10 protein-coding genes are annotated in these 17,012 nt (G+C 71.9%); 5 read left to right on the top strand and 5 right to left on the bottom strand.

All coding sequences use genetic code 11. The annotated features are described in order from the left end of the window. Positions 1–82: 82 nt before the first annotated feature. Positions 83–3,415 (bottom strand): tetratricopeptide repeat protein, encoded by a 3,333-nt coding sequence (locus tag AB0G04_RS25580; protein ID WP_360987434.1) that lies wholly within the window; start codon positions 3,413–3,415, stop codon positions 83–85. Between the two features lie 111 nt (positions 3,416–3,526). On the opposite strand from AB0G04_RS25580, the gene AB0G04_RS25575 reads away from it, so the two are divergent. The 5 genes from AB0G04_RS25575 (at position 3,527) to AB0G04_RS25555 (ending at position 10,902) form a co-directional block, all read left to right on the top strand. Continuing rightward, the gene (locus tag AB0G04_RS25575; RefSeq protein ID WP_360987432.1) at positions 3,527–4,783 is read left to right on the top strand and encodes a tachylectin-related carbohydrate-binding protein; all 1,257 of its coding nucleotides are present in this window, start codon (positions 3,527–3,529) and stop codon (positions 4,781–4,783) included. A gap of 36 nt (positions 4,784–4,819) precedes the next feature. Next, complete coding sequence (locus AB0G04_RS25570; RefSeq protein ID WP_360987682.1) at positions 4,820–6,658, top strand: BTAD domain-containing putative transcriptional regulator; 1,839 nt, start codon at positions 4,820–4,822, stop codon at positions 6,656–6,658. 106 nt (positions 6,659–6,764) lie between these two features. Beyond that, positions 6,765–8,084, top strand: coding sequence for a tachylectin-related carbohydrate-binding protein (locus tag AB0G04_RS25565; protein WP_360987430.1), 1,320 nt, complete (start codon positions 6,765–6,767; stop codon positions 8,082–8,084). Between the two features lie 133 nt (positions 8,085–8,217). Then, complete coding sequence (locus tag AB0G04_RS25560) at positions 8,218–9,543, top strand: hypothetical protein (protein ID WP_360987428.1); 1,326 nt, start codon at positions 8,218–8,220, stop codon at positions 9,541–9,543. 48 nt (positions 9,544–9,591) lie between these two features. Continuing rightward, positions 9,592–10,902, top strand: coding sequence for a M23 family metallopeptidase (locus AB0G04_RS25555; protein ID WP_360987426.1), 1,311 nt, complete (start codon positions 9,592–9,594; stop codon positions 10,900–10,902). A gap of 186 nt (positions 10,903–11,088) precedes the next feature. On the opposite strand, the gene AB0G04_RS25550 is transcribed toward AB0G04_RS25555, so the two are convergent. The 4 genes from AB0G04_RS25550 to AB0G04_RS25535 all read right to left on the bottom strand — a co-directional run bounded on the left by AB0G04_RS25550 (position 11,089) and on the right by AB0G04_RS25535 (position 17,010). Further along, positions 11,089–11,838: a hypothetical protein gene (locus AB0G04_RS25550; RefSeq protein WP_360987424.1), complete on the bottom strand. Its 750-nt coding sequence runs from the start codon at positions 11,836–11,838 to the stop codon at positions 11,089–11,091. 8 nt (positions 11,839–11,846) lie between these two features. Then, positions 11,847–13,505 carry a protein kinase gene (locus tag AB0G04_RS25545; protein ID WP_360987422.1) on the bottom strand — a complete coding sequence of 553 codons (1,659 nt, stop codon included), beginning with the start codon at positions 13,503–13,505 and terminating at the stop codon, positions 11,847–11,849. Positions 13,506–13,654: 149 nt separating this feature from the next. Then, on the bottom strand, positions 13,655–15,076 hold the full coding sequence (locus AB0G04_RS25540; RefSeq protein ID WP_360987420.1) for a GTPase domain-containing protein: 1,422 nt from the start codon (positions 15,074–15,076) through the stop codon (positions 13,655–13,657). Continuing rightward, positions 15,073–17,010 (bottom strand): GTP-binding protein, encoded by a 1,938-nt coding sequence (locus tag AB0G04_RS25535; RefSeq protein ID WP_360987418.1) that lies wholly within the window; start codon positions 17,008–17,010, stop codon positions 15,073–15,075. Before AB0G04_RS25535 ends, AB0G04_RS25540 begins: the two co-directional genes overlap by 4 nt. Positions 17,011–17,012: the final 2 nt, after the last annotated feature.

The raw sequence follows: 17,012 nt of genomic DNA, 5'->3' as shown, positions 1-17,012 counted from the left end.
AAGTCTCCGTACCCCCACGACGGATGTCACCCCATTTACCTGACCGACACGAGCCATCCGCCGGGCGCGTCGGCCGCGCGTCTCACACCTGTTCCAGTTCCCGCAGGATCTCCGCCTCGTGCGACGGCGAACCGGTGGCACGGGCGATCTCCAGTGCCTCCCGGGCCAGTGGCTCGGCTTCGCCCGGCCGGCCGGCCGCCACGTTGCCACGGGCCAGCGTGAGCAGCGCATCGGCCTGGAGCAGGCGGTAACCGCCGGCGCGGGCAGCGACCAGCGCTGCCCGCGCCGGCGCCAGCCAGCCGCTGGCGTCCCCCATCGCCAGCCGGGCGCGAGCCACACCGATCTGGGCACGTGACTGGAAGTAGGGGTAGGTGAGCTCGGTCGCCAGCGCGTACGACTCCTCGAACAGGGGCAGTGCGGCAGCGGGTGAACCGGCGCCCAGCAGCGCCTCGCCGGTGGTGGTCAGCAATGCCGTCTCGGCACGCCGGTTGCCGGTGAACCTCGTCAGGTCCAGTCCTTCCCGCGCGGCTGACACCGCCGCCCGGTGTTCGCCCCGCTGGCCGTAGACCTGGCTCATCTCGTCGAGGACCGACAGTTCGCCGCTCGCGTCGCCGAGGGCGCGGTAGCCGTCGAGGGCACTGCGCAGATGTCTCATCGCCGCGTCGTAGTCACCGAGCTGGCGCAACACCATGCCGAGGTTGCTGCGGTTGGCCAGCGCCGACCGCTCCCGCTCCCGGGTGGTGTTGACCTCCAGCGCCTGGGTGAAGTGTTCGGCCGCTTCGGCCAGCCGGCCCTGGTCGTGGTACATCGCACCGAGATCGTTGAGCGTGACCGCCTCGACGTGCTGGAAACCGTGCCGGCGGCTCAGCTGCAGCGCCTGCTGGAAGGACTCCTGCGCCGGGGCGATGCGTCCCAGCTCGGCCTCCACGAGACCGATGTTGTGCCGCAGGTAGGCCGCGGCCAGATGCCAGCCGGCCTGCTGCGCGAACCGTTCGCCGTCGCCGTACCGGCGCAGCGCCTCCTCGTGGCGGCCGAGCGACCACTGTGCCTGACCCAGGGTCTGATGCATGGCGGCCCGCGCCCGGGGGTCATCGGCCTCGTCGGCGGCGGCCAGCCCGGCCTGGGCGGTGCCGAGCCACGGTACGCCGGTGCGGCGGATGAAGAAGTATCCGCGCAACTGGTCGGCGATCCGCCATGCGTACGGGCCGCCCAGCCGTACCGCGGCGACAATGTTGTCGATCTCCGCGTCCAGCCAGGCGAGCGCGTCGTCGGCGCTGTCGAAGGTGTGCTCCGGCTCGTACGGCAGGCGCACCATCGCCGGATAGATCAGCAGCAGGGCGGCCGCGGCACGGTCGAGATAGTGCTGTCGCAGCCCGTCCAGCGCGGCCGCCCGTACCGGCGCCGGGTCCTGTTCCTCGCAGCGTTGAGCGGCGAACAGCCGCAGCAGGTCGTGAAACCGGAAGTGGCCGGTCCGCGACGTCTGCAGAAGGTTGCCGTCGACCAGGTTGCTGATCGGGGTGTGGGCGTCGGTGCCCAGCAGCGCGGTCGCGGCGTCCACGGTGAAGTCGTCGCCCGGCACGAGTGCGAGCAGCCGGAACGCCCGTGCGGCCGTCGGCCCCAGGTCGGCGTAGCTCAGTTCGAAGCTGGCGCTGACGCGGGTGTCACCGACGTGCAGTTCCCGCAGGCGGCTCTTCTCGTCGCGGAGCCGATCGACCAGCGAGCGGATCGTCCAGGCCGAACCGGCGGCGAGCCGGCCGCCGGCGACCCGCAACGCGATCGGCAGCAGGCCGCACAGCCGCGTCAGCTCGCGGGCCGCCTCGGCCTCGGCCGCGACCCGGGCCTCTCCGGCGGTCTGGGCCAGCAGGTCGAGCGCTTCGCCGGGGGTGAAGCCGGCCAGCCTGACGATCTTCGTGCTGGGCAGGTCGGCCAGGGTCCGGCGGCTGGTCACCAGCACGGCGCAGCCACCGACGCCCGGCAGCAGGGGTAACACCTGCGCGGCCTCGCGGGCATTGTCGAGAATGATCAGCATCCGCCGGTCGGTGAGTGTGCTGCGCAACAGCGCGGCGCTCTCCGCAGCGTCGGCCGGGATCCGGCGGCCTTCGACCCCGAGCGCCCGCAGGAACCGGGCCAGGGCGGCGACCGGGGCGACCGGTTGCGGTCCGGCGCCCTGCAGGTCGATGTAGAGCTGACCGTCGGTGTACGCCGCACGCAGCCGCTGGGCGGCCTGCAACGCCAGGGCCGTCTTGCCGACCCCGGCCACGCCCGAGATGACGCACACCGTCCCGGAACTGAGCAGGCCGACGACCTGATCGAGATGGTCGGCCCGGCCGGTGAAGTCCGCCGGCGGCGCCGGCGCCTGGAACACCGGAGCGGTACGGGGTTGCGGTGCCGGGGCGGGTGCCGTGCGCAGCCACCGCCGTTGCAGGACGCCCCGGTGTGCTTCGACGAGGTCCGGGCCCGGGTCGATGCCGAGCTCGTCGGCGAGTTCCTGACGGATGCCGTCGTATGCCGCGAGCGCTTCGGCCTGCCGCCCCGACGCGGCCAGCGTGATGATCAGCCGGGCCTGCAGCGGCTCGTGCAGCCGGTGCCGCCCGGCAAGCACCCGCAGCCGGGGCAGGGCTTTTTCGGCCCGGCCGGTCCGGTAGGCGAGGTCGGCGTGGCGCAGCACGATGTTGAGGTGCTCGTCGCCGAGCTGGGCGACCAGTGGTGTGCCCTGCAGTTCGGTGGCGTCCGGGCCGCCGCGCCACAGTCCGAGGGCCTCCTCGAGCAGGGCGAGGGCCGCGTCGGCCTCGGTCGTGGCCTCGGCGCGGGCGGCCAGCCGCCGTAGCCGCAGCAGATCGACCTGGTCGTCGGTGACGTTCAGCCGGTACGCGCCGCGCGCGAGCGACAACAGGTGCGAGATGCCGCGGGCCGTCCGCCCGGGCTCCAGCGCCCGGCGCAGCCGGCTCACGTAGGTCTGGATCAGATTGACCGCCGACGACGGGACGTCGCGGCCCCACAGCAGGTCGACGAGCTCGTCACGGTGCACGGCGGTGTTGGGGGTGAGTGCGAGGCGGGTCAGGACCACGCAGTGCCGTCCGGAGCCGAGGTCGACGCGCTCGGCACCGACGAACGTCTCCAGAGGACCCAGCACCAGAATCCCGGCTTCACCGTCCGGTGTCGGCCGTGGCTCCGGCCCCGGCCGGGCACGGGTTGCCGCCCGCAGCAGCGCGGCACGGCCGGCCGGTTCGAGGCCCAGTGCCGCGACCAGTGCGTTGATCGACGACGGTCGAGGGCTTCGGCTGCGTCCCTGCTCCAGGTCACGGACCGCGGCAAGGCTGATCCCGGCACGTTCGGCCAGCTCAGACTGGGTGAGGGCGGCTTGTTCACGCAACTGGCGCAGCCGGGCGCCGAATTGAAGATCGCCGTGGTCCACGACCGCAGCGTAGTACGGGCGCAGTACGGGTCAGATACGGGCATAGGCCCTACAGTCGCGGGTCAGTACCGCACCGCAACCTAGCCCCGACACAACGGGGAGGGTTTCATCATGGTAAATCTGCACAGGGCCGCTCGCGCGCTGCTGGTGTCACTGGTGGCCGTCGGCGGTCTGCTGGTCACCGGGCCGGCCCAGGCGTCCGGTAACTACCACTCGGGTCGCTGCGGCGACAACGGCGACGACGCCTACGTCACCCGGGCCGGCGCTGTCGCTCGCGCCCGCAGCTGGGTGGCCGACGACGTCACGTACGCGCAGGATCGCTGCTACACCAACGGCTACGGCGACTACCGTACCGACTGCTCGGGCCTGATCTCGATGGCGTGGGGACTCGGCGGACTCGGTGACACCTGGGCCACGGTGAACCTCGACGAGCGCAGCATCCGCATCCCGGCCGCCGACCTGCTGCCCGGTGACGCTCTGCTGCGCTACACCGGTGACCCGCACACCAACCACGCCGCTCTGTTCGTGCGGTGGGCCGACAGCGACCACACCAGACCGGTCGTCATCGAGCAGACCGCCGGAGCCGGCCGGGCCGTCGAACGCACCTGGAACAGCTACGCCGGCTACACGCCCATCCGGTACGAGCGGATCGGTGCGCCGGGCGCCGTCTCGGTCTACGGCGCACTCGCGGACGGCCGGCTCACCTACACGGCCATCGAACCGGGCGGCGGCCGGCGGCTGAAGACCGTCGTCTCCACCGCCACGGTCGGGTTCACCCCGGTGGCGATGGCGACGCTGAACTTCAACACCATCCTGCTCACCTCACCGGCCGGCCAGCTCTACCGGGTCGACGTCATCACCAACAACACGTCCCTGACGTTCCACGCGCCGGTTTACCTCGATGGTGGATGGACCCACCAGCTGCTCGCCTACGACGGCCACGGTGATCTCTACGGCATCGCCGACGGCGAATTGCGCCGGTACACCGTCAACGGCAGCAAGCCGGCGGCCACGGCCATCACCAGCGACGGCCTCATCGGCACCGGCTTCGTCCTCAAGACCCTCACCGCGACCGGCCCGGACTGGCTGCTCGGCACCACCAGCGAGGGCGAACTGATCTCGTACCGCATCAGGGGCGGCGGCGACTGGGACCGCCACGAACTGCGCTCCACCACCTGGCAGGTCTTCGACGCTCTGCTCTCCCCGGGCGGCGGCCTGTACTACGGCCAGCGCCGCGACGGCAGCCTGTCCTTTTACGTCGACGGATCACCGTTCGACGGCGACGGCGACGACCTGCGCGGACAGAACCCCGTCGACACCGGCGGCTGGGTCCAGACCGTGCTCTCGGCGCAGCCCATGCGCTACTGACAACCGCATCGTCACCACGGGGGAGAAGTGCAGACGATGGACGGCACGGCATTGCGATTCGGCGTGCTCGGCCCGGTGGAACTGCGGTTCCACGACCGGTCCCTGGCACTGACATCGATCAAACAGCAGGCGCTGCTCGGCGCCGGGCTGCTCAACGCGAACATGGTCGTCTCGGCCGGCCGTCTGGTCGACGCCATCTGGGGAGAACAACCACCGGCCAGCGCCACCGGCCTGGTACAGACCTATGTCTCGGCATTGCGGCGGCTGATGAGCTCGCTCACGGCACCCGGCCCGAGCCCGATCCTCACCCGGGCCCCCGGATACGTGGTCCGCGTCCCCGACGGCGACCTCGATCTGCACGCCTTCGAACAGCTGAGCGCGAGCGGCGAACAGGCCGCGGCCAACGGCGATCATCGCCGCGCCGCGGCGCTGTTCCGCGAGGCACTCGGGCACTGGCGTGGCCCGGCGTTCGACGGGCTCGGCACGCCACTGTTCCGTGCCGCGGCGGCCCGGCTCGACGAGGCACGGCTGGCCGTGCTGGAACGGCGCATCGACGCCGAGGCTCAGGTCGGGGCGACCGGCGGCCTGGTCGCCGAGCTGACCGAGCTGGTGGCGGCACACCCCTTGCGTGAAGGGCTCCGGGCCCTGCTGATGCGGTCGCTCTACCAGCTCGGCCGCCAAGGCGAGGCCCTGCAGGTGTTCCAGGAGGGCTACCTGGTGCTGAGCGAGGAGCTGGGCGTCGAGCCGGGCCCGCAACTGCAGGCACTGCACCGCAAGATCCTGCACGCCGATCCGCTGCTGATGGCGGCCGAACCAGCCGTGACCGTGAGCCCGGCCCCGGTCGTGGAGTCACCACGCCAGTTGCCGCCGCCTCCGCTGCTGTTCGCCGGCCGCGCCGAGGAGACGACACGGCTGGAGGCGGCACTGCGGGCCGCGCACGACAACGACGGGCCCGCCGTCGTGGTCGTCTCCGGACCCGCCGGCATCGGCAAATCCGCACTGGCGCTCACCGTCGCCGGGTCGGTGCAGCACCACTTTCCCGACGGTCAGCTGTTCATCGCCGTACGCGCGTCCGGGCCGGGCCCGCGGACCCCGGTCCCCGGCGCGCTCGCCATGCTGCTGCGCTCGCTGGGAGCCACCAGCACGCTGCCGCGCGACGTCGACGAGCTCGCCGCGATGCTCCGGACCACATTGGCCGGGCGGCGGGTGCTCATCGTCCTCGACGACGTGGGCGGCGCCGCGGAGGTCCGGCCGTTCCTGAGCGCCCAGCCGGGCACCGCGGTGCTGGTGACGAGCCGCCCACGACTGCCGAGCCTCGACGCCACCGCCACGGCGCACCTCGGCCCGCTGGCACCGGCCGCGGCGCTGCACCTGCTCACCGGCACGGTCGGCGTCGCCCGCACGGCCGCCGAGCCGGTCGCCGCCGGCACCATCCTGCACGCCTGCGAAGGGCTGCCCCTGGCGGTACGCGCAGCCGGAGCCCGGCTCACCGGCCGGCCTCGCTGGCGGCTGGCCGATCTGGCCGACCGGCTGCGCGACGACCGCCGCCGACTCGACGAGCTGGCGACCGGTGATCTCGATGTGCGGGCCCGCATCCACGGCAGCTACCGGCGGCTCACCGACGCCGAGGCACACCTGTTCCGGCGCCTCAGCCGGCTCGGCACCGCGGAGATCTCCGCCCCGGCGGTGACACGGCTGCTCGCCACCTCGCCTCCGGCTGCCCCGCCACCGTCGCTCGCCGAGAGGCTCACCGAGCGGCTCGTGGACCTCCAGCTCCTCGAGCAGCTGGACGTCGGCCCGGACGGCCAGCGGTATCGGATGACCGACCTGACCGCACTGTTCGGCCGCGAGATCACCGAGCCCGCACCGTCCTGACCGGAGCTGGAGCACGGCTGCAGCGCAACTGCAGAACCGTTGAAGCGCCCACCGCGACGCTTCAGGAACAAGCTCACCACTCACTTCGGCACATCGGAGCCGTTACATGCGTCCCTACCGTGGCCGGCTGTTCCGGTCGGTCGTCCTCGCCCTCACCCTGATGGCCGGGACCGGCGTCGTCGCCGTCACTTCCAGCACACCCGCCTTCGCTCAAGCCCGCTGCACCGCGGACGTCTCGGTGTACGGCACCCTCCCGGACGGCCGCCTCACCTACACGGCGATCGACCCCGGCAACGGCAACCTCGACCACGTCGTCACGTCCACCGGCACCATCGGCTTCACACCGGTCGCCATGGCGACACTCAACTTCAACACCATCCTCGTCACCTCACCCAACGGCGGGCTGTACCGCATCGACGTCGCCACCAACAAGGCGTCGCTCGACTTCAGCGTCTCCGACCGCATCGAAGGCGGCTGGACACACAAGCTGCTCACCTTCGACGGCAAGGGACATCTGTACGGCGTCACCACCGGCGGGCAGCTGCTGCAGTACGTGGTCTCACGCGACAAGCCGGGCGCCGACCAGATCGGCCAGCGGCGGGAGATCGGATCCGGCGGTTTCACGCTGAAGACCCTCGCCGCCGCCGGTGACGACCGGCTGATCGCCACCACCGCGACCGGCGAGCTGATCAGCTACTCCGTCAACGCCGCCGGCGTTCACACCCGCCAGGGACTCGACGGCGACGGCTGGCAGAGCTTCGAGAACCTGGTGTCGCCGGGCGGCGGGCTGTACTACGGCAAGAACCCCGACGGCGCGATGTACTGGTACGAGGACGACGATCCAGCCGACGGCTCCGGCTCCGACATCTCCTACCACCTCGACGACCCGGTCGCCTCACGCGGCTGGACCCAGTACCTGCTGTCGGCGCAGCCGGCCACCTGCACGGCGGTCGACTCCGGGAACCGGATCCGCAGCAGGATCGCCACCCTCGCTCTCGGCGAGGTTGGCACCACCCAGTCGGCCTGCGACCGCTACAACAGTGACTGCGACGGCGGCACCGTGCCCTGGTGCGCGATGTTCGCCACCTGGACCTGGCACTCGGCCGGCATCTCCGGCGTGCCGCGCGGCCAGTACTTCGCCCAGGGACTCGGCAAGTGGGGCGTCGACAACCGGCTGTTCAAGTGGCGGTCCAGCAGCACCCACGGCAGCCCGAAGGTCGGCGACTGGGTGATCTACGGTCCGCCCCAGGCCACCGGCGGCGGCCACGTCGACGTCGTGACGTCGGTACGCCCCGACGGCACCCTCACCGTCGTCGGCGGCAACGTCTCCGACAAGGTCACCAAACGGACCATCAACCCGGAGACCGCCCGGATGGGCCAGGACAGCCTCCTCATCTCCGGTTACGTGTCGCCGCCCTCCGCCTGACCGCCCCGCCGGATCCCCTCGGCGTCCTGTTCCCCGTGCCCGCCGCGACACACCGTGCCCCGGCGCGCTCCCTGCTGCCCGCAAGCCGTCCCACCAACCGCACGGGATCACCGTGCCTGTCACTGGAGAACCTATGAACCGGCTCCATCGAAGTCTCAGCATCGCCCTGTCGGCGGTCACCGGCTGCCTGATCGCCCTGCCCGCGGTGGCGGCCCCTCCGGACCCTGTCGTGCCGCTGTCCTCGAACACCGCCGCGATGGCCGCCCTCGATCCGATCGCCTGCCAGAACGGCGGCCCGTCCAGCGAGGACAGCCGTCTCGCCGCCGCCCTCAGCCCTCAGCTCACCGGCGACCTCGTGGGCACCGTGAACGCTTACCAGATCTCCTGCGCCCGCGCCGTCGTCGACACCGTGCGCGACGGCAACTGGGACCGGCGCGCCGCGGTCATCGCCATCACGACCACCATCGTGGAGAGCCGCATGAACAACTGGGACGGCGGCGACCGCGACAGTGTCGGCCTCTTCCAGCAGCGCGACCCGTGGGGATCACAGGAGGACCGCCTCGACCCGGCCTGGTCGACAAACGCCTTCCTGGCGGCGATGAAACGCAAGTACCCCAACGGTTCGTGGAAGAACGAGGAGATCGGCAAGGTCTGCCAGAAGGTGCAGGTCTCCGCGTTCCCGGACCGCTACCAGCCGCAGGCCGGCAACGCCGAGAAGATCGTCTCGGCCCTGTGGGAGAACGCCGGGCCGCCCCATCTCACCCCCGTCTACGGCGTCACCGACGACCAGCGCCTCACCTTCTCCACCATCAACTCCCAGGACGGCTTCACCGGCATCGTCACCTCGACACGGACGCTGCCGTGGGCACCGGCCGCGATGACGGCGCTGAACTTCAACACGCTTCTGATGACCCGCGGCACCGCCCTGTACCGGGTCGACATCATCACCAACCGCGACTCGCTCGTCTTCAACGACCCGGTACTCGTCACCGGCACCGGGTGGAACTTCGACCGGCTCGCCTCCGACGGCGCCTACGTGTACGGCATCAACTCCGCCGTCGGCCACCTGCACCGCGCCTTCATCAGCCGGCAGAAACCCACCGAGAGCACCATCAGCACCCCCCGGGACCTGGGCCGCGGCTACACCCACCGGGCCATCGCCGGCATCAGCCGCGGCGAGCTGCTCGCCGTGAGCACCGCCAGCGACCTGCACCGCTACAGCTACGAGGACGACAACACCCTGGTGGATCACACCAGCCGCGCCGACTTCACCCGCAGCTGGGACGCCGTCCTGGCCAGCAACGGCCGGTGGTTCTACGGCCGGACGGTCAGCGGCGCCCTACGCCAGTACGAGGACCCGAACCCGGACAACAACAGCCTCGCCGACGTCAAGATCGGCCCGCTTGTCAACACCGGCGGCTGGACCCAGGCACTGCTCGCCGCGGTCCCCGGCCGCTGACGCACCCCATCCCCTCCACATCACCATCACCCTCGAAAGCAGACAACTGTGCGCACTCTCAGGTATCGCGGCGCAGCAGCCGCAATCACCGTCGCCTGCCTCGGCCTCCTGGCGCCCACCGCGCCCGCCGCGGCCGATCCCGGCACCATGTCCGAGGACGCGGCGGTCACCGCCGTCGCCGCCGCCAACCGCCCGCTGTTCCAGCTGCCCTTCGCCTGCGGCGACAAGTGGCGGCTCGGAACCTACCCGGGCCACGACGACTATGACATCGACATGTTCCCGGTCGTGGGTGAGGCCCTCAACCGGCCGATCCTGGCGTCCTACGGCGGCAAGGTAGTCAACAAGGGCTACACCAACGGCGGCGGCAACGGCGTGCGCATCGACCACGGCAACGGCTGGCACACCCTGTATCTGCACATGGTGGCGCCCGCGTCGGTGAACGAGGGCGACTCCGTCAGCCGCGGCCAGCAGATCGGCAAGGTCGGCAACACCGGCAGTTCCAGCGCCGCGCACCTGCACTACGAACAGCTCCTGAACGGCTCGAAGACCGAGTCCTACTTCAACGGCAGCCCGTCGGGCATCACCGACGACGGCACCAGCACCTCACGCGTGGTGGAAAGCCGCAACTGCGCCACGGTGGCGCCGCGCGACCCGGTCGGCGTCTACGGCGTGCTCGACACCGGCGAGCTCTACTACGCCGTGGTCGATCCCACCACGCACAAGCGGGTGCACACGGTCACCTCCACCGACAAGATCGGCTTCCTGCCGAAGGCCATCGTCGCGCTCAACCACAACACCCTGCTCGCCACCTCACCCGCGGGTGGCCTGTACCGCATCGACGTCATCACCAACAAGGCATCGCTGCAGTTCAACCGGACCGCCGAAGCACTGGAAACCGGATGGACCCACGAACTGCTGGCCTTCGACGGCGCCTACCTGTACGGCGTGGCCAACGGTCACCTGATGCGCTACGTGGTCAGCCGGCCCAAGCCCACCGACGTGAGCATCGGCCAGCGCACCGTCTTCGGGCGCGGCTACACCCTGTCCACCCTGACCGCTATCGCCCCGAAACGGCTGCTCGCGGTCTCCAACGATGGCTCGCTCCTGTCCTACTACGTCCCGAAGACCGGCGACCCGAGCCGCTACGAGCTCAAGCCGGGCCGGTGGTCCAGCGTGAACCAGCTGATCTCCGGTGGCCAGGGCTACTACCTCGGCCGCGCGGACAACGGCGGCCTCCGCCCGTACATCGACGCCGACCCGTACGACGGCAACGGTGACGACCTCACCTACGGTCCCTGGGTGGACGAGAGAGGCTGGACGCAGCACCTGATCACCGCGGTGCCGACCTACAACGACTGATCCACCGCGCGGGGCCGGGCCGGGTCGTATGCCGGCCCGGCCCCATCGGCGCGGGCATCATCCGCCGGACTTGCCCGGCCATCGGGGCCGACGTCCCAACGCCGCCGCCTCCATCTCCGCGAAGCGGCACGGCAGCCCGGCCTGACCGGGCGCCACTGAGGAACGCCGGTGGCGGCGCGTCGCCGGTCAGCCGCGCCGGCAGCGGTATTCGACCTGGGTCCCGGACTGGATCGGAGCCGGTTCGATGATGTTGACGGTGGCGGTCTCGGTGGTCGCGCCAACGCCGTTGAACGTCCATTTGAGGGTCAGCGTGGCGGTGCTCCGGTCGCTGCCGAGCTGTTCGGTGAGCACGGCGCCGGGCGGGGCGTCCGAGCGGAACCACTGGTACCGGATCACCCCGCTCCTGCCGTTGGTCCGCACGGTGGCGACCACGTCCACGGTGACGTCACAGCGGTTGCCGGCCGGCTGCGCCACGGCCACCGTGACGCCCTCGATCTCGAGCGGGCTGAGCCGCTGCCAGATGTAGAAGCCGACCACCCCGACCAGTACGAGAGTCAGCAGGCTGGAGAGCAGCGACACCACGCGGCGCCAGACCGGCCGCGGGCGTTTCGCCGGGGCCGGGTCCGGCCATGAGGGGTTCGGCGCCGGGGCTGCCGGGACTCCTGGCCCGAAGCGCAACTCCCGCTGGGCGCGAACGGTGCCCTCCGCCGGGCTCTGATGCCCGGCCGGCGGGTACACGGTGGCGGGATGCCCCGCCGACGGGTACACGGTGGCGGGATGCACGGTTGCGGGATGCCCGGCCGGTGGTGGCGGCGGGGTGAGGTTGACGGTCGCGTCCGGGTCGCCGAGGTGCACGGTGGGGTTGCCGAAATTCACCGTGCGGGCGGGACGGTCGACGGTCGCCCAAGGGTCGACGGGTTCCTCCGGGCGGGTCACGTGCGCTCCTATCCGGGGCTGCAGAAGCTGACGAGGGTGACGACCGCCGACGAGGCCGACCGGCCCGAGTTGCCGGCCGCGTCGAGGGCGGCGACGGTGACCGCCATCCGGGTGTCCGACCTCGGTACCGGCAGGGGGCCGAGGGTTCCCTGGAAGACGTTCCGGCCGGCCGGCTTCATCGTCACGGTCGAGGTCACGCCGTTCAGGGTGTAACGGAAGGTGACCTTCAGCGCGGCCGCCCCGGTCCGGTCGTCGGTGACGGTGGCGGTGATCGTGCTCGCGCGCCGGCCGTACCGGCAGCTCTCGCCCTCGATCGACGTCGGCGCGGCACCGGGCGCACCGACCGCCGGAGCGGTGGTGTCTGCCGGGGGCGGCGGGGAGGTGCTGACCGACGGGCTCGGCGCGGTTGTGGTGGTCGCCGGGGCGGCCGGTGGCTTGCTGGGCGTGCCGCCCGGGGTCGCCGGCGCCGAACCGGCCGGCGTCTCCGGATCGCCCGCGGCCGGGGAGCCCGGGCGCGTGGGGGAAACAGCCGGTGCCGCCGACGTGGCGGGAGGGATCGTGGCGGACGGCCCGGTCGCGGCCGGGCCGGCGGTGGCAAGCGTGGTCTGACCTTCCGCGAGAACCGTCTGCTCGTCGGCGGCGACCGCGTAGCGGTATCCGGCACCACCGATCAGCAGGGCCGCGACGATGGTTCCGGCGGCCAGCGCGGTCCATCTGCGACCACTCCGGAGGCCGCCGGTCCGGGTGCCGCCGAGCGTCGTCGTGGCGAGGCTGGTGGCGCCTGCGGTCCCGTCGGGAAACGGCCACAGCGCGGCGAGCAGGGCCGCCCGGCGTGCCAGTTCACGCAGGCCACGGTCTTCCCACTCGGGGCCGTACGCCGCACCCGCGACCCGTTCCAGCAGGTCGAGGAAGGCGAGCGCGTGCGGGGGCCGGTCGGTGGGCTGTTTGGCCATGCCGTGCCGCAGCAGGTCGTGCACCGGCGCCGGGGCGGGCTCGGTCGGGATGGGCGCGTTGGCGTGCTGGTCGTGCAGGGCGAACAGGTTCGTCCCGTCGTACGGCGGCCGGCCGGTGAGACATTCGAAGAAGGTGGCCGTGGCGGCGTAGATGTCGCAGGCAGGCGTGGCCGGTGAGCCGATCCACTGCTCGGGGGCCATGTAGCGGGGCGTGCCGGAGACGACGGCACCGGTGCCCGTTCCGACCGGCGTGGCGATGCCGAAGTCGGCGAGCTTGCTCCGGCCCTCGCCGGTGACCAGCACGTTCTCCGGCTTGTAGTCGCGGTGCACGACGCCGCGGGCGTGCGCGGCGGCCAGTCCGGCGAGGGAGCCCTTCAGTACGGCCAGCGCCGACTCGGGAGTGGCCGGCCCCTGATCGCGCAGCATCTGCCGCAGTGACACACCGTTGACGAGTTCCATCACGATCGCCGCGCCGTCGGCGGACTCGACGTACTCGTACAGCCGGGAGATGTTGGGGTCGTCGATCTCGCCGAGCAGTTGCGCCTCCCGCCGGAAGGCGGCCCGGAACGAGGCGTCGTCGCCGAGGACGTGCACCAGGTACTTGATGGCGACCGGGTTCCCGGTGGCGTCGTGCGTGGCGAGCACGACGCTGCCCGACGCTCCGGCGCCGAGCTGACGTACGGGCGTGTAGCCGGTCAGCTGCCAGCCGCTCATTCGGGGCACTCCACCATCCGGGGGCGGATCTGCCTTCCGCCGCGACGATCCATTCTTGTTGCGGGGAGATTGCCGGGGATCCGCGCATCAGCTGCTTTCGATGACCGGACGGGTGACCCCGATCGGTGCCGCCTGCAGGAGAACGACGCCTACGCGTCTGACGCCGGTACCGCGCCGTCGGCAAGGATCGCCTCGCAGCTGCGCAGCACCACGGCGGCGGCCCGCCGCTGCGCCGGGGTGCGGGCGCCGGAGCCGGCCTCGTGGCGCCAGCGTCCGGCGCTGTCCCCGGCCACCGTCCAGATGTGGTCGACGGTGGCCTCGGTGGGCAGGCCGAGACGTTCGCCCAGGCTCGTACCGGCACCGCCGAGCAGCCGCAGGGCCTCCCGGGCGGTCTCCGCGGGCAGTGTCACCCGCCCGGACCGCAGCGCCGACAGCAACCGCAGCTCCGCGAAATCGTGTGCACCGGCCAGCAGCAGCTCCAGTTCGGCGAGCAGCTGCCCGGACGGCGGAAGGCGTTCGGTGCGCAGCAGATGGTCGAGCACGATCAGCGCGGACCGGGCCTTGAGCGCCGCACGCCGCGCCACGAACAGTTCCGAGACCGAGGTCTGCAGGTCTTTGAGGCCGCTGTACTCGTGCAGCCGTTCCGCGAGTGCGGCCGTTGTGGCCGAGCCGGTACGGACCAGCGCCAGCGCCAGCCGGATCCCGCCGAGACCGAACCGTCGCAGGAGTTCGATCCGGACCCGCGGGTCGACCACGGGCAGCGCGGCCGCCGCGGTGAACCGGTCGGTGGACAGCAGGTGCGGATCGGAGTCGGCGCGGGGGAGTGCGGCTATCGCGGCGAGGGCCCGGAACTCGTCGTCGCGCAGGGTGCGGGCGGCGTACCCGATCAGCGGGGAGACCGCCACGACGTCCTGGCAGAGCGAGGCGAGGAGCGGTTCGCGCCGGCGGCGCCGTGCGATCCGGCGGGCCTCCAGCAGCCCGTCCGGGAGGCCGTCGCCGTGCGTGTCCGCCCTGCTGAGCACCACGAGGGCGTGGATCGGGAACGCGGCCGGGCCGCGCAGCCCGCGGCCGGCGCGCAGGAAGTCGAGGTCCGGCTCGCCGATCTGGGGTGTGAGCAGCAGGACCGCGTCGGCCTCCGGCAGGACCGTGCCGGGCGGCAGGGACGGGCCGGTGTCGATGAGTTCGGTCCGTCGTAGCACCCGGCTCGGCCATTGCACGACCGCTCGCGGCGCTGGGGCGTCCAGTCCGAGCCGCAGCCCGTCGGCGGTCCGGGTCACCGGCACCTCGTACGGGCGGCCGTGTTCCGGGTGTCGCCAGCCCCGCGGCTGCGTGCCGTCCTGATAGGTCACGAAGCCGGCCTGCTCGACCGGTGCCACGAGTTCCCCGACCAGGGCGTTGACCAGTGTCGACTTGCCGGTCCGCTCGGCGCCGGCCACCGCGAGGCGCAGTGGCCCGGCGAACCGTTCGAGGGTGCGCCGCAGCCGGGCGCCGGCGTGCGGATGCCCGCGGTAGACGTGCGCCGCCCGCACCAGCAGGTCGTGCGTACGCCGTTCCAGCTCGTCGCTGATCAAGCCCGGGCCCGTTCGGTCAGGGCCTGCGCCTGCGCGTGCAGTTCAGCGAGCCGGGTCAGTTCCTCGCGCACCCGGCGGTTGCGGGCCTCGCGGGCGGCGGCATCCCGATCGGCGGCGGCCTTGGCGTTGCGCAGCGACTCCATGGCGTCTTCCTGCAGGTCCTCGGTGACGGCGGTGAAGTGGTCACGCAGCGCACGCTGTGCCTGCCGGACACTGTCACGGGCGTCCTTGTTGAGTTTGGTGAAGATGTCGTCGACGTGCTGGCGTACCGCGTTGCGTGCCTCGGTCTGCCGCCGTTTGAGCAGCGTCTTGCTCTCGTCGCGGACGCTCTTGCCGCCGAACAGCGCGCCACCGCCGATCGAGATCGGGTTGATCAACGACATGCCGGCCAGGCTGGTGGCCAGACCGAACATCACCACCCCGCCGTACGACCCGCGCAGTCCGATGAAGAGTTTCTGCCCCGGTGTGAACGTCGCCACCGGTGGCGCGTCGAGCGTGGACACCCCCGAGAGCGAGTTGCCGTCGGTGATGGCGAGCGCGGTCGGTGGCAGCACGTTGCCGGCCTCCGGCGGGAACATGCCGGCGGTGCGGTGGGCCATCCACTCGGTGCGTTCGGCCAGCCCGGTCATGCTGGTCTGCGCCAGATCCCGCAACGCGTCCCGCAGCCACGACTCGAACTCGTCCCAGGTCTTGGCCGGGTCGTTGGTGGCGAAGAACTCGTCGGCCTCGGCGAGCAGTGCCTTCACCCGTTCCCGCAGGTCGTGCTCGATGTCGGACATCAGGTCGGCGACCTCGTCGGACAGCCGGTTCTGCCAGCGGACCGTGCATTTGCGCAGGTCGTCGAGCCGCCGGTGGGTGGCCTGCAGGTTCGCCGCGGCGTCGGAGGAGCCGGCCGCGTCCTGATTCTCCAGTTCGGCACGTAGCGGTGCGGCGAGTTCCTGCAGCGCGAGCCGGCCCAGCGCCCCGGCGGTGGCCCGGGCCAGGCGATCCGGTTTGGCGCCGGCCATCTGCCGCAGGTGGACGAGCAGGTCGGTGAAGCCGGACTCCCGGTTGAGGGTCTCGTCACCGGTACGTACCGCGTGCAGCCGCAGCGACGACGACACCGCGGCCACCGCCGCCGGGATGCCGGCCCGGTTCAGCCGGATGCGGTTCTCCGCCACGTCCCGGCGCCAGTCAGCGGCGTAGTCCGCCTTGGTGAGGACGACCACCAGTCCGGGGAAGATCTGTCCGAGCCCGGCCAGGACGGTCAGTTCGGCATCGCTGAGCTGCCGGCCCGCCTCGCAGGCGTACAGCACCAGGTCGGCGCCGGCCCGGTCGGCGAGATCGCGGGCCGCGGCCACCGCGTCGTCCCCGGCGGCCGGTGACAGCGCGGGCGCGTCGATCAGCACGAGACCACCGGCCAGCAGTGACCGCGGCACGCCGATGTCGACGTGCACCGGCGCGTCGCCGGGCAGCGCTGCGGTGGCCTCGGCCAGCGACGCCGCGAGCCGGTCCGGGACGAGCGGGATCCGCGCCTGCAGCCCGACCGCTGCCGTCCAGTCGGCGGCTGCCGACTCACGCCTGATCAGGTGTGCGGTCGGGGTGTCGGCGTGGTGTACCACGGTGGGCACGACGGCGTCGGTGTCCGGCAAGAGGCCGCACACGGGTGCGTTGATCAGCGCGTTGACGAGCCGGCTGCGGCCCTGCTGGGCGGTGCCGGCCACCAGGACCCGCAGCTGGGGGTGAAGCAGGCGGGCCCGGCGGCGGGCGAGACGTTCTGCCAGATCCGGCCGGCCGTGCGCGTGACAGGTGCGGATCACCGCGTCCATGGTGTCCATCCACCAGGGATCGGTGCCGACGGCGGCACCGCGCAGCGGGTCGGGAGCCGGCCGCGGACGCGGAATCAGGGAGGCGGGACCCGTCTGTGCCGTCGTCCCGGCTTCCCAGTTCGTCATCC

The organism is Actinoplanes sp. NPDC023801 (assembly GCF_040639655.1).
GTDB lineage: Bacteria > Actinomycetota > Actinomycetes > Mycobacteriales > Micromonosporaceae > Actinoplanes.
The sequence above is the reverse complement of the archived record's forward strand: the minus strand, read 5'-3'. Positions and strand labels throughout refer to the sequence as shown.

Coding starts and splice junctions, on each gene's coding strand:
- AB0G04_RS25575 (WP_360987432.1), top strand. CDS start 3,527: ATGGTAAATCTGCACAGGGCCGCTCGCGCGCTGCTGGTGTCACTGGTG.
- AB0G04_RS25570 (WP_360987682.1), top strand. CDS start 4,820: ATGGACGGCACGGCATTGCGATTCGGCGTGCTCGGCCCGGTGGAACTG.
- AB0G04_RS25565 (WP_360987430.1), top strand. CDS start 6,765: ATGCGTCCCTACCGTGGCCGGCTGTTCCGGTCGGTCGTCCTCGCCCTC.
- AB0G04_RS25560 (WP_360987428.1), top strand. CDS start 8,218: ATGAACCGGCTCCATCGAAGTCTCAGCATCGCCCTGTCGGCGGTCACC.
- AB0G04_RS25545 (WP_360987422.1), bottom strand. CDS start 13,505: ATGAGCGGCTGGCAGCTGACCGGCTACACGCCCGTACGTCAGCTCGGC.
- AB0G04_RS25535 (WP_360987418.1), bottom strand. CDS start 17,010: ATGACGAACTGGGAAGCCGGGACGACGGCACAGACGGGTCCCGCCTCC.